Annotated in this window: 11 protein-coding genes; 3 read left to right on the forward strand and 8 right to left on the reverse strand. The window is 65.3% G+C overall.

Annotated elements, in window-relative coordinates; all coding sequences use genetic code 11:
- Positions 1–3: 3 nt before the first annotated feature.
- The 6 genes from IM701_RS00450 to IM701_RS00475 form a co-directional block, all read right to left on the reverse strand.
- Positions 4–774, reverse strand: coding sequence for a hypothetical protein (locus IM701_RS00450; protein ID WP_193827457.1), 771 nt, complete (start codon positions 772–774; stop codon positions 4–6).
- A gap of 66 nt (positions 775–840) precedes the next feature.
- Complete coding sequence (folD, locus tag IM701_RS00455; protein WP_193827458.1) at positions 841–1,734, reverse strand: bifunctional methylenetetrahydrofolate dehydrogenase/methenyltetrahydrofolate cyclohydrolase FolD; 894 nt, start codon at positions 1,732–1,734, stop codon at positions 841–843.
- Positions 1,735–1,760: 26 nt separating this feature from the next.
- A complete protein-coding gene (locus IM701_RS00460; protein WP_039332988.1) occupies positions 1,761–2,060 on the reverse strand; it encodes a YggT family protein in 300 nt (99 codons plus the stop codon).
- A gap of 154 nt (positions 2,061–2,214) precedes the next feature.
- Positions 2,215–2,574 (reverse strand): hypothetical protein, encoded by a 360-nt coding sequence (locus IM701_RS00465; protein WP_193827459.1) that lies wholly within the window; start codon positions 2,572–2,574, stop codon positions 2,215–2,217.
- A gap of 243 nt (positions 2,575–2,817) precedes the next feature.
- Positions 2,818–3,726, reverse strand: coding sequence for an acetylglutamate kinase (gene argB / locus IM701_RS00470; RefSeq protein WP_039332987.1), 909 nt, complete (start codon positions 3,724–3,726; stop codon positions 2,818–2,820).
- 76 nt (positions 3,727–3,802) lie between these two features.
- On the reverse strand, positions 3,803–4,450 hold the full coding sequence (locus IM701_RS00475) for a queuosine precursor transporter (RefSeq protein ID WP_193827460.1): 648 nt from the start codon (positions 4,448–4,450) through the stop codon (positions 3,803–3,805).
- A gap of 89 nt (positions 4,451–4,539) precedes the next feature.
- Here IM701_RS00475 and IM701_RS00480 point away from each other — a divergent pair, with 89 nt between their 5' ends.
- On the forward strand, positions 4,540–5,796 hold the full coding sequence (locus IM701_RS00480; protein ID WP_193827461.1) for a NupC/NupG family nucleoside CNT transporter: 1,257 nt from the start codon (positions 4,540–4,542) through the stop codon (positions 5,794–5,796).
- Between the two features lie 118 nt (positions 5,797–5,914).
- Here IM701_RS00480 and IM701_RS00485 read toward each other — a convergent pair whose 3' ends face one another.
- Entirely contained in the window at positions 5,915–6,529 is a 615-nt protein-coding gene (locus tag IM701_RS00485) for a 5'-methylthioadenosine/S-adenosylhomocysteine nucleosidase (RefSeq protein ID WP_193827462.1), read from the reverse strand.
- Positions 6,522–9,098 (reverse strand): DNA mismatch repair protein MutS, encoded by a 2,577-nt coding sequence (gene mutS / locus IM701_RS00490; RefSeq protein ID WP_193828289.1) that lies wholly within the window; start codon positions 9,096–9,098, stop codon positions 6,522–6,524. Before mutS ends, IM701_RS00485 begins: the two co-directional genes overlap by 8 nt.
- Positions 9,099–9,253: 155 nt before the next feature.
- Between mutS and IM701_RS00495 the strand changes: the two genes are divergently transcribed.
- Both IM701_RS00495 and IM701_RS00500 read left to right on the forward strand, forming a co-directional pair.
- On the forward strand, positions 9,254–10,900 hold the full coding sequence (locus IM701_RS00495) for a hypothetical protein (RefSeq protein ID WP_230487740.1): 1,647 nt from the start codon (positions 9,254–9,256) through the stop codon (positions 10,898–10,900).
- A 131-nt stretch (positions 10,901–11,031) separates the two neighbouring features.
- On the forward strand, positions 11,032–13,296 hold the full coding sequence (locus IM701_RS00500; RefSeq protein ID WP_039332981.1) for an NADP-dependent malic enzyme: 2,265 nt from the start codon (positions 11,032–11,034) through the stop codon (positions 13,294–13,296).
- The last annotated feature ends 44 nt before the right edge of the window (positions 13,297–13,340 follow it).

The raw sequence follows: 13,340 nt of genomic DNA on the forward strand, positions 1-13,340 counted from the left end.
GCCTCAGGCTCCGTTCGCTTTGAAGTTGCGCGCGATCACTTCGCGCATCGCGCCGTCTTTCCAGATCCAAGCAGTGAAGCGACGGTTGCCGTCAGGCAGAACGGTCGAACGCCAGGCCAGGGTGCCGTCGCGCGATTGGCCGTCCTTGCTGTCGCCGCCTTCGGCTGCCGGAATGGCTCCGGCAAGCGGACGCATGGGCGGCAGCTTGCTGTTCTCCTTGCGCTCGCGCTTGCTGCCGGGCTGCGGCGCTGGGTCTCCCGGCGGACGAGGACGGGCCGGGCAATCGGCAACCTTGCCCTCGGCCCAGTCCACCTCGCGCAAGGGCGAGGCGAGGTCCTGCCCGTCATCGAGCACCCATTTCCAATCGACCTTGCCCTTGAACTGGCGCTGCCACACGGTGACGTATTCGCCGTCCCCTCCCGACGGTCCCTGCCATGCGCCATAGGTCAGCCCTGCGGTGCCGTCACAGCTGATCCATGCAAGGTGCGGAGCCCACTTTACCGTCGCGGGCGGGTCCTTGCGGTCCTTGAGCAATGTCCTGGCCAGCTGGCGTCCGTCTTCGAACATCTCGGCGGTCTCGTCCGCCGTCTCGCGGAAGGCGGTCCATTGTCCCCTCTCCCGCGCCAGCCGGGCAAAGCCGATGTCCGCGGCGATCAGCGCAGAAGGATTGGCATAGGCGCGCTGCGGGCGGCCAGGCCCTTGCGAATCCGGGGCCGATTGAGAGAGTGCGGGCGTGGCTGCAAGGAGGAATGCGAGGGGGATCAGGCGCTTCATCACACCAGCCTAGCCGATGCGCTGCAGCCTGCCCACCCCGCCAAACCTCTCCCGCCAAGGGGCAGATCAGATTGCGTCCGCCGCCAGATCCAGAGCCTCGTTGCGATAGGCCGCGACGAGCGCGTTGCGCAGCAGCACCGCGATCGTCATCGGGCCGACGCCACCGGGCACCGGCGTGATGGCTGAGGCGACTTGCGCGGCGCTTTCATAGTCGACATCGCCCACCAGCTTGGTCTTGCCTGCTTCGGCGCCGGGTACGCGGTTGATGCCTACGTCGATCACGGTCGCGCCGGGCTTGATCCAGTCTCCCTTGACCATCTCTGGTCGGCCAACGGCAGCCACGACGATATCAGCCCGCTTCACCACATCTGGGAGGTTCTTCGTGCGGCTATGCGCCACCGTCACCGTGCAGCTTTCCGCGATCAGCAACTGCGCCATCGGCTTGCCGACAATGTTGGAGCGGCCGATCACCACCGCGTCGAGGCCCGATAGATTGCCGAGTTTGTCCTTGAGCAGCATCAGGCAGCCAAGCGGCGTGCAGGGCACGAAACCCGGCTGGCCCACGGCAAGGCGGCCGGCGTTGGTGACGTGGAAGCCGTCGACGTCCTTGTCGGGGTTGATCGCGGCGATCACCTTCTGCTCGTCGATGTGCTTCGGGAGCGGCAGCTGCACGAGGATGCCGTCGACCGCTGGATCGGCGTTGAGCTGCTCGACCATCGCCAGCAGATCGGCCTCGGACGTTTCGGCTGGCAGCTTGTGCTCGAAGCTGTTCATGCCCGCTTCCACCGTGCTCTTGCCCTTGGAGCGGACATAGACCTGGCTTGCCGGGTCCTCGCCCACCAGCACCACGGCCAGGCCAGCCTTGCGCCCGGCCTGGGCCTCGAACGCAGCGGCAAGATCGCCCACGCGGGCACGCAGGGTGGCGGCGAAGGCCTTTCCGTCGATCACGGCAGCAGTCATCATCTATAATCCAGCGAGTTTGTGTGTCACATTCCCGCCGAGGACGCGGCAATGCCGCTCAGCAGGATCGTCAGCAGGTTGAGGCCGATGATCAGAACCATCGGCGAGAAATCGAGTGCGCCGGTATCGGGCAGGATCTTGCGGATCGGGCGAAGCATCGGCTCAAGGATAGCGTTTAGGGCCTTCCACACCGCGGCAACCGCGTTGTTGTGCATGTTGACGACATTGAACGAGATGAGCAGGCTCAGCACGAACTGCACGATGACCACTACGACAAGGATGTTCACGAGGTAGTTGATCATGGCGATCAGCGTGTAAAGCAGCATCGGTTCATATCCTCGTCGGCAGATTGAGAGCGAGCCATGCTCCTAGCCGACCCTCTTGCCGGGCCACAAGTGCCCGCAGTGTCGCTATGGGGCGACACTTGCGCGGCTCTGTATGTGCTACTTACAAATTAGGCAAGCTGTGCCGCCGTTGTCCTCAGGGCTTGAGCGTCGTGCTGTCGATATGCCAGCGCAACTGTTCCGCCGAAGCTCCGGGAACGTTGTTGACACGGCGCAGGATCACGTCGCCGGTGATGGTGCGGTCACCATCGGTAATGACGACCGGCGCGGTGTAATAGATCGAACCGGCCGCGCCTTCCTGCTGGCCTTCGCTGATGACCACCGACGGCGCCTTCAGGGTGCCCCAGGTCTCGGCGAACGTCTCGGCGTCCATGCCACTGCGATTGCCCTTGTCTGCCCAGAAGGCGCGGACACTGCGCCAGTCGCGGGCTTCGATGGCGGCGGCAAAGGCATCGAGCACGTCCTCGGGCCGCTTGGCAAGAGAGGGCTGAGCCACTTTTCCGGATGCTGCAGGCTCCAATCGCTGTGCAGGACCGGCTGTCGACTGAGCAGCGGGCGCAGCCATCGCGGTGCTGTCTTCTGCAGGCGACGCCGGCCCCCGCTGACAACCGCCAAGGTGAAAGACCAGCGCCGACATGGCGGCCGTGACAAGAGCGGTGCGGATCATGCCGCAGGGACGAACGCGGGCCGATCCGGTTCCGCGCTTAATGGAAACATAATCTCCGGTCGAATCGGCGCCTCAGGCGCGGATCAGCGTCCCCGCACCGCGCGCGGTGAAGATCTCCAGCAGCATGGCATGGGGCACGCGGCCATCAAGCACGACCGTCGCCTCGCAGCCCGCCTCGACGGCGTGGACGCATGTCTCGAGCTTGGGGATCATGCCGCCGCTGATGGTGCCGTCTTCGGCTAGTCGCGCGATGTCGGCGGGCCTGAGGTCGGTCAGCAGGTTCTTGTCCTTGTCGAGCACGCCCGGAACGTCGGTCAGCAGGAACAGGCGTGAGGCACCGAGTGCGGCGGCAATCGCACCTGCCATGGTGTCGGCATTGATGTTGTAGGTCTCGCCATCCTCGCCGACGCCGATCGGCGCGATCACGGGGATCATTCCGGCGTTGACGATGGTGTCGATCACGGTCGTGTCGATGCGGTCGGGCTCGCCCACGAAGCCGAGGTCGACCACGATCGGATCGCCATCCTCGCCTTCGATGGCCTTGGGCGACTTCTTCGACTGGACCTTGCGGGCGACCACCATGCCGCCATCCTTGCCGGAAATGCCGATGGCTTTGCCGCCCGCGCGGGCGATCCAGCTGACCAGCTCCTTGTTGATGGCGCCGGCCAGGACCATTTCAGCCACTTCGGCGGTCTGCTTGTCGGTTACGCGCAGGCCGTCGACGAACTGCGATTCGATGCCCAGCGCCTTTAGCATCCGGCCGATCTGCGGCCCGCCGCCGTGGACGACGACCGGGTTGATGCCCACGGCCTTCAACAGCACGATGTCCTCGGCAAAGTCCTGCGCCAGTTCGGGATCGCCCATCGCGTGGCCGCCGTACTTCACCACGAAAGTCTTGCCGGCATAGCGCTGGAGATAGGGCAGCGCCTCGGTCAGGGTCTCTGCCTTGGCAAGCATCGCGGGGTCGTGGTTCTGGCTCATGCGCGCGCCCTTACGCGCAATGCTTGCAGAATCCAATATTGGCGTTGCGCGCGTGACGGCAGCTTATGCCGTCCAATCAGGATGGGCTGTCGAGCCTGCGACCGATCTTCATCACCAGCGCAATGATCAGCGGCACCAGCGCTGCCGACAGCACGACCTTGGCCAGCATCTGGCCTGCCATCAGGCTGGCAATAGGACGCACGCCATAGAACGAAACCGAAATGAAGATCAGGGTATCGACAACCTGCGAAAGTGCCGCGGCAATGAAACCGCGCACGGCAAGAAACCGCCCTGCCGCACCGCGCAAGCGGTTGAAGATCCACACGTTCAGCGTCACCGACACGCCATAGGCCATGATCCCGGCCAGCATCATGCGCCACGATTGGCCAAGGATGATCGGGAAGGCTTCCTTGGCCGGTTCGTACATGCCCGGGTCAGTCGGCAGGTTCAGCACGAACAGCGTCAGCGCGATGGCAAAGGCCAGCGGCAGGAAGCCATAGCGGACAAGGTGGTCTGCGGCGTCCTTGCCATGAAGCTCGGCTATCCCGCTGGAAATGGCGACGAGAGTGAGGAAGGGAAATATCCCGGCCTCCACCGCCAGCGGACCAAGCGCAACCTGCTTTGCTCCCAGCACACCGCCCAACGTCACCATGCCGCCATAGAACAGCGCGAAGAGGAACAGCGAACGGGGGATTGCGAAGGCTGGCGCGGTGGTATCGTGCATTTCGGGCCGATAGCGCGCTTTTAACCTCCCGCCAATTCGCTATTAGATTCGGCTGAAACCAATTTTGCGTGCGGAGCAGATCCTTCCCGATGCGTGTCGCTTCAAGTCTTCTCGGGATGGTGCTCATCCTTGCCCTCGCTTTCCTGCTCTCGTCGAACCGCCGGGCGATCCGCCTGCGCGTGGTGGCCGCGGCCTTTGCCCTGCAGGCGGGTTTCGCCGCGCTGGTGCTGTATGTGCCGGTCGGCAATCGCCTGCTGCAGGGCGCAGCGGGCGGCGTCGAAAGCCTGCTCGGCTTCGCCCGCGCCGGTGTGGCCTTCCTGTTCGGTCCCTTGGCGGACCCGGCGATCGGCGGCACCAGCTTTGCCATCTCGGCCCTGCCGGTGATCGTGTTCTTCGCCGCGCTGATCTCGATCCTCTACTACGTTGGCGTGATGCAGCTGGTGATCCGCTGGATCGGAGGTGCGCTTGAAAAGGTCACCGGCATCAGCAAGGTCGAATCGCTATGCGCCGCCAGCAACATCTTCGTCGGCCAGAGCGAATCACCGCTGGTGATCAGGCCCTATCTTGCCGCGCTCAACCCCAGCCAGCTGTTCACCGTGATGACGGTGGGCATGGCGGGCGTGGCGGGGACCATCCTTGCAGCCTATGCCAGCATGGGCATTCGCATCGACTATCTGGTGGCGGCTGCCTTCATGTCGGCACCGGGCGGGATTCTGATGGCCAAGCTGATGATGCCCGACGAGCCGCCCGTGCCCGCCGAAGTTGCCGACGAAGCCTTGCCCAACCCGCACGTGAAACCCAGCCTCGCCTCGGACGAGGAAGAGCGCCCCGCCAATATCATCATGGCGGCAAGCCAAGGGGCGCAGACCGGGGTGAAGCTCGCCGTCGCCGTGGGCGCCATGGTGCTGGCGTTCGTCGCGCTGGTCGCGCTCGCCAACGGCGTGCTCGGCTGGATCGGCGGGTGGTTCGGTACGCCCGACCTCTCGTTCCAGATGGTGCTGGGCTATGTCTTCGCGCCGGTGTTCTACCTGCTGGGTGCCGACGGCTGGAGCGAGGCGATGCAGGCTGGTGGCCTGTTCGGCAGCAAGATCGTGCTCAACGAATTTGTCGCCTTCATCGAACTCGGCAAGGACACCGCGCTGTCGGCCCACACCGTCGCCATCGTCACCTTCGCACTGTGCGGCTTTGCCAACTTCAGCTCGATCGCGATCCAGATGGCGGTAACCGGAGGCCTTGCCCCCAACCAGCGCCCGATCATCGCCAAACTCGGCATCCGCGCGCTGGTAGCAGGCGCGCTCAGCAATCTGATGAGCGCCGCATTGGCGGGGCTGTTTCTCAGCCTCTAGGCGGGGATTTCAACGACATACATTCGTCGGCCCAGACTTGATCCGGGCCAAGGCTTCTTTCCAAACACGCGCGAGAAACGCCCTGCCGGATCAAGTCCGGGGCGACGTTGGAGTGACGTCAGGCGAAATGTTCCGCCAGTATATCCACCGCCTTGGCGAGTTCGCCGTCGAGGTAGCCCAGCAGTTTGTGCCAGTCGTGCGCGCCGGCCAGTTCGCCGGGGCCGTCCGACACGCCGCGCAGGCCCACCAGCGGTACGCCAAAGGTGCGGGCGGCGCGGGCGACGGCGTAGGTTTCCATGTCGACCATGTCGGCGCTCACCCGGTTCCAGTGATCGCCGCTGACAACGTCGCCGCCGCTCGATAGCGTGGCGATGGGCAGGTCCAGCGGCGTGTCCAGCGGCAGGTCCTTGGGCTCATCGAGATAGGGCACCACGCCCGGCTCCACGCCCAGCGCCGAGGCGTCCATGTCGCGCCACGAAACGCTGCCGATCTGGTGGATCGAGCCCAGGGCGCAGCGCCGCGATCCGGCCGAGCCGAGGCAGACGATCAGGTCGGGCAGGGTGCCCGCCGCCTCCAGTCGCGCCAGCGCAATTCCTGCGTGCAGCGCCGCCTCGACCGGGCCGATTCCGGTAATCAGCGGCACGAACCGCGCGCGCAGGTGCGGGCCATATTCAGGCTCTGCTGCCATCACGAACAGCGCGCGCTTCGCTCCAAGCTGCGTCAGCTCAACCATTGGCTTGGGCTTTCAGCTGATAGAGCAGATCCAAAGCCTCGCGGGGCGACAGCGCATCGATGTCAAGGCCGTTCAGGCGCTCGCGCAGGGCATCGACCTTTTCCTCTGCCGCTTCGATCGCGGCGGCGAACAGGGGCAGGTCGTCGAGCCCTGCGGCAAGGCCGCCGGTGGCGGCGCGGCCTTTCTCGAGCTTTTCCAGCACCGACTTGGCGCGCTTGATCACAGGCGCCGGCACGCCTGCCAGCCGCGCCACGGCAAGGCCATAGGACTTGTCTGCCGGTCCTTCCGCCAGTTCGTGCAGCAGCACCAGATCGCCCTTCCATTCCCGCGCGCGGACGTGGTGGAGCGAGAGCGAATCGCAAGCTTCGGCAAGACGCGAGAGCTCGTGGTAGTGCGTGGCGAACAGGCAGCGGCAGCGGTTGATCGAATGGATTGCCTCTGCCACCGCCCAGGCCAACGACAGGCCGTCGTAGGTCGATGTACCCCGGCCCACCTCGTCGAGGATCACGAAACTGCGCTCGGTCGCCTGAGACAGGATCGCCGCCGTCTCGACCATTTCGACCATGAAGGTCGAGCGGCCGCGCGCCAGATTGTCCGATGCGCCGACGCGGCTGAACAGGCGATCGACCAGGCCGATCGTCGCGGCTTGCGCGGGCACAAAGCCGCCGGCCTGTGCCAGCAGCACGATCAGTGCGTTCTGGCGCAGGAAGGTGGATTTACCGCCCATGTTCGGCCCGCCGACCAGCCAGAGCCGATCCTGCGGATGCAGGCAGCAGTCGTTGGCGACAAAACGCTCGCCCTTGGCCGCCAGCGCTGCCTCGACCACCGGATGCCGCCCGCCGGTGATCTCAAGACAGGGCTCGTCCACCACGCGGGGGAGCGCCCAGCCGCCTTCGGCTGCCCGCTCGGCCTGTCCCGCGGCCACGTCGATGCGGGCAAGTGCTGCCGCCGTGGCAGCGATCGCTTCCCTGGCGCGCACGGCGTGACCGACGAGGTCCTCGAAATGCGCTTCTTCCGCTGCCAGCGCATGGCCACCGCTTTCTGCAATCCGGCTGGCTTCCTCATGCAGGGCCAGCGCATTGAAGCGCACTGCGCCCGCCATGGTCTGGCGATGAGTAAAGCCTGATTCGGGCGCCATCAGCCGGTCGGCGTGGCGCGCCGGAACCTCGATGAAGTAGCCCAGCACGCCGTTGTGGCGGATCTTCAGCGCGGCGACCCCGGTATCGTCGCGGTACTTCGCCTCCAGCGCCGCAATGGCGCGGCGGGCGTTGCCGGAAACCCGGCGCAACTCGTCGAGCGCGGCGTCGTAGCCCTCGGCGATATAGCCACCCTGCGACCGTTCGGTCGGCGGCGCTGGCACCAGCGCACGGGCGTAGAGATCGCACAACGCGCCATGGCCCGATAGCGAGGGCAGCATCTCGTCGAGCGGGCCGGGCCGGTCGGAGCGCGCGCGCAGCACGTCGTGCAGGCGGCGTGCCTCGGAAAGCCCGTCGCGCAACTGGCCAAGATCGCGTGGAGAGCCACGCCCAGCCACGACCCGGCCCAGCGCACGGCCGACGTCGGGCAGGCTGCGCAGGATGCCGCGGATGTCGCCCCGCAGCAGCGGATCGTCGTGGAGCCAGCTGACCAGTTCCAGCCGCCGGTTGATCGCGCGCGTATCGGTCAGCGGGGCTGACAGGTCCTCGGCCAGGAGACGCGCCCCGGCCCCCGTTACGCAGCGATCAATCGCCTCGACCAGCGAGCCTCGCCGGGTACCGCTCGAACTGACCAGTATCTCAAGGCTGCTGCGCGTGGCTTCGTCCATCGCCATGTGCGTGCCGGCCTCGCGCGCCACCGGCGGCAGGATCAGGGGCAGCGCGCCACGGCCGACATGATCGAGGTAGGCGACGAGACCGCCCGCCGCAGCCAGCATGGCGCGGCTGAACTGCCCGAATCCGTCGAGTGTGGAGACCCCATGCACGGCCTTCAGCCGCGTCTCGCCTTCATCGCTGCCGAACAACCGATTCGGACGAGGAACGCAATCAATCGGCGCGTTCCCCCATGATTCGGGCGCGACCACCTCGCTCGCGCCAAGCCGGGCCAGCGCCGCGCCCATCTCATCGGGCGCGCATTCCTCAAGCTCCATGCGGCCCGTGGAGATGTCACAGGCGGCAATGCCGATCGCGCCGCGCACCTCGCACACCGCGGCCAGCACGTTCGCCCGGCGCGGTTCGAGCAGTGCTTCCTCGGTCAACGTGCCCGCTGTCACGAATCGGACGATGTCGCGCGCCACCAGCGCCTTCGAACCACCGCGTTTCTTCGCTTCCTCGGGCGTTTCGACCTGTTCGGCGATGGCCACGCGGCAGCCCGCCTTGATCAGCCGGGCAAGGTAGCCCTCGGCGGAATGGACCGGCACGCCGCACATCGGAATCGGCGCGCCGCCATGCTCGCCACGGCTGGTCAGCGCGATGTCGAGGACTTGCGCGGCGATCTTGGCGTCGTCGAAGAACAGCTCGAAGAAGTCGCCCATGCGGTAGAACAGCAGGCAGTCGCCAGCCTGCTGTTTAAGCGCAAGATATTGCGCCATCATCGGAGTTGGGGCATTAGGCGTCACGCGCACGTGGCTAGACGAGCGCGACGTGTTTCTCAAACCATCGACACCGGGATATCCGCAACTCCAGCGCGCAGCTCTGTGCAGAGCAGGCAGCATGGGGACGGTTCCGGTCTTGTGGGGGTACTTACGGTTTGACGCAAGTCCGCGAAAAGGATTGGCTCCAGGGTCTGAAGGCCGCTTGGGCCCGCGCAGGAGCGCTGCCGTGGCTTTCGGGCCCCGGCATCCTCATTGCAGTGCTGCTCGTTTGCGCCCCCTTCGCGCTGGTCGAAGTGCCGCCACTGATCGACGTGCCCGGCCACATGGGCGCCGCCGCGATCGAGGCTGCCGGCCCCGGCAATCCGCTAGAACAGTACTTCACCTGGAAGTGGGTGTTCACCCTGAACATCGGCGGCGGCGTGCTGATGAAGGTGCTCGGAGCGCAGTTCGGCATCCTCGCCGCAGGTTGGTGGAGCACGGTGCTTGCCACGGGCCTTTTCGCGGGCGGCTGCCTGTGGACCATCCGCATGCTCAACCCCAAGGGTGGGCACGCTGCGGCATGGTCGCTGATGTTCGTGTTCAGCTTCCCGCTGCTGACGGGCTTCCTCAACTACATCCTTGCCACCGGCCTTTCGCTGACCGCGTTCGGCGCTTCGCTTTGGCTCGAACAGCGCAACCCCAAGGCGCGCGCCGCGATGCTCGTGATCGCGCAGCCTGTGGCAATGCTCTGCCACGCGATCGGCGGCCTGCTGCTGGCGTTGCTGGTAGGCGCCCATGCTTTCGGCCGCGCGATGGACGAACTGCCCGAAGGTTGGCGCTGGCGCGACCTGACCAACCGCCAGTGGCTGCGCACGCTTGACTGGAAGGCGATTGGCTTGCGCCTCTGGCAAGCTTGCTGGCCGCTGCTGGCCACGGTGATCACGATCGTGCTGTGGAAGGCGTTTTCGCCGCCCGTCCAGTCGATGAACATCTGGCGCTGGGACCAGAAGGCGTGGTCCTTCGTGCTGACCTTGCGCGACCAGTCCAAGCTGCTCGATGCCGGGACCACGATCATCGCCTGCCTGCTGGTGCTGGTCGGGCCGTTCCTCGGCGCAAAGTGGCGCTTCCGGCAGGGCATGCCCGCGCTGATGGTGTTCCTGCTTTTCCTTGCGATCCCGAGCGACATCAACGGTTCGGCCTTCGTCGACATCCGCATCCTTCCGGTCGCGGCCATGCTCGGCCTCGGCCTGCAGGACTGGAGCGGCGCCCGCCGCCCGCAATGGGCGCGCGCAGTCGCTTATGCCGGCATGGCCCTGCTTGCCGTGCGCCTCACCGTGACGGCATGGAGCTTCAACGGCTATGCCGAAGACTACAACAAGCAGCTTTCCGCGCTGACCCATGTCGAGCCCGGCAGCCGCGTCCTCGCTTTCGTAGAGCACTCGTGCCTCGACGAATCCTGGCGCAACACCCGCCGCGATCACCTCGCCAGCCTCGCGAGCCTCTACCGGCAGGCCTGGGTCAACGACAACTGGGCGGTCCCCGGCCTGCACATGGTCGTGCCGCGCTTTCGTCCGGGTCGCAACTTCACGGCGGACCCTTCAGAGTTCGTCTGGTCGCGCGGTTGCGCCGGTGGCTGGCGTCGCAGCGTCGATACCGCGCTGAAGTACGCCCCGATCGAGCGCGTGGACTATGTCTGGCTGATCGACACTGGCCTGCCGCGACGCGCCGATCCTCGCTTGCAACTGGTCTGGCAGGAGGGCCGCAGCCTGTTGTTCAAGGTAAGGCGGCTCGGCATCCCGACGTGGCAGCCGAAGGACCTCTAAACCGGCAGTCCGATTCCGCATCCGGCATTTTCGATAGATTTGCATCGACTCTGCAGTGTCCGCGCGCCTTGACGTAACGTCAAAGGTCGGACACTGCCATCACAACAAGTCCGGTCAGATACGGGGGAACCATGTCCGAGGAAAGCAACGTCCGCTTCACCGAACGCGAGGCGCTTTTCTACCACAACACGATTCGCCCCGGTAAGATCGAGATCATCGCCAGCAAGCCGATGGCGACCCAGCGTGATCTGTCGCTGGCTTATTCTCCCGGCGTCGCGGTCCCGGTCCGCGCGATCGCCGAAGATCCCGCCACCGCCTATGACTACACCGCCAAGGGCAACCTTGTTGCCGTGATTTCCAATGGCACTGCCATCCTTGGGCTTGGCAACCTTGGCGCGCTGGCCTCCAAGCCAGTGATGGAAGGCAAGGCCGTGCTTTTCAAGCGCTTTGCCGACGTCGATTCGATCGACATCGAGCTCGCCACCGAAGATCCCGACGCTTTCATCGAAGCTGTTGCGCTGATGGAGCCCTCGTTCGGTGGCATCAACCTTGAAGATATCAAGGCGCCCGAATGCTTCATCATCGAACAGGCCCTGAAGGACCGCCTGAAGATACCGGTGATGCACGACGACCAGCACGGCACGGCAATCATTTCCGCCGCAGGTCTGCTCAATGCCTGCCACCTGACCGGACGCAAGCTCGAGGACGTCAAGGTTGTCGTCAACGGCGCGGGCGCTGCGGCCATTGCCTGTACCGCGTTGATCAAGGCGATGGGCGTGCGCCACAACAACGTCATCATGTGCGACCGTTCTGGCGTGATCTACCGCGGCCGCGAGAACAGCATGGACCAGTGGAAGAGCGCGCACGCGGTCGATACTTCGGCCCGGAGCCTCGAGGATGCTCTGGTCGGCGCAGACATCTTCCTTGGCCTTTCGGCAGCCGGGGCCTTGAAATCGGACTGGATGGCCAAGATGGCGCCGCAGCCGATCATCTTCGCAATGGCCAACCCGGACCCGGAAATCACTCCGCCCGAAGCAAAGGCGGTGCGCCCGGATTGCATCATCGCCACGGGCCGGTCGGACTATCCGAACCAGGTCAACAACGTCCTTGGCTTCCCCTTCATCTTCCGCGGCGCGCTCGACGTTCAGGCGACCGCGATCAACGAAGAAATGAAGATCGCGGCAGCCGAGGCGATTGCCCAGCTCGCTCGCGAGCCTGTCCCCGAGGAGGTCGCTGCCGCCTATGGCATCAACCACACCTTCGGTCTCGACTACATCATCCCCGCACCGTTCGATCCGCGCCTCATGGAAGTCGTGTCGTCGGCAGTGGCGCAGGCAGCGATGGATTCGGGCGTGGCGCAGAAGCCGATCGAGGACATGGACGCCTACCGGACCAGTCTCAAGGCGCGCCTCAACCCGACAACCTCGGTGCTGACCAACGTGTTCGCCCAGGCCAAGGACAATCCCAAGCGCGTCGTCTTTGCCGAGGCCGAGAACGAGGTGGTGCTGCGTGCCGCGATCCAGTTCAAGGACTTCGGCTATGGCACCCCGGTGCTGGTCGGACGCACCCAGGGCGTGCTCGATCTGCTGACCGAACTCGGCGTCAGCGATCCTTCGTCCTATGAAATCCACAATTCCGCGGTCTCGCCGCTGGTGCCCGAGATGGTTGCCTACCTCTATGAACGCCTCAAGCGCCGCGGCTATCTTGAGCGTGACGTCAAGCGCATGGTCAACCAGGACCGCAACGTCTTTGCCTCGCTGCTCGTCGCGCTCGGCCATGGCGATGCACTGATCACCGGCATGACGCGTACTTTCGCGCAGTCGATGAAGGAAGTGCGCCGCGTTCTCGATCCCAAGCCCGGCCACCTGCCCTTTGGCATCCATCTCATGGTCGCCAAGAACTATACGGTGTTCCTGGCAGATACGACCGTGAACGAGCGTCCTTCGGCCGAGGACCTGGCGCATATCGCCAAGGAAACGGCCGCCGTCGCACGGCGCATGGGCCACGAACCGCGCGTTGCGTTCCTGTCGTACTCGACCTTCGGCAATCCCTATGGCCGCTGGCTGGAATCGATCCGCGGTGCGGTGGCCATTCTCGATGCCGAAGACCCGGGCTTCGAATACGAAGGCGAAATGGCGCCGGATGCTGCCTTGAACCCCAAGGTCATGGCCAACTATCCGTTCAGCCGCCTTTCCGCTCCGGCCAACGTGCTGATCATGCCGGGCCTGCAATCGGCCAACATCTCGGCCAAGTTGCTGCGCGAACTGGCTGGCAATGCCGTGATCGGCCCGATGCTGCTGGGCATGGAGAAGCCCGTCCAGATCGCACCGATGACCTCGCTGGCGCCCGATATCCTGACGCTGGCGGTGCTGGCGGCTGCAGGGGTTGTGGGTTAAGTTTTCGGACTTGCGCCCCCGCGAAGGCTGGGGCGCAGTGCCTC

The organism is Novosphingobium sp. ES2-1 (assembly GCF_015169775.1).
Lineage (GTDB): Bacteria > Pseudomonadota > Alphaproteobacteria > Sphingomonadales > Sphingomonadaceae > Novosphingobium > Novosphingobium subterraneum.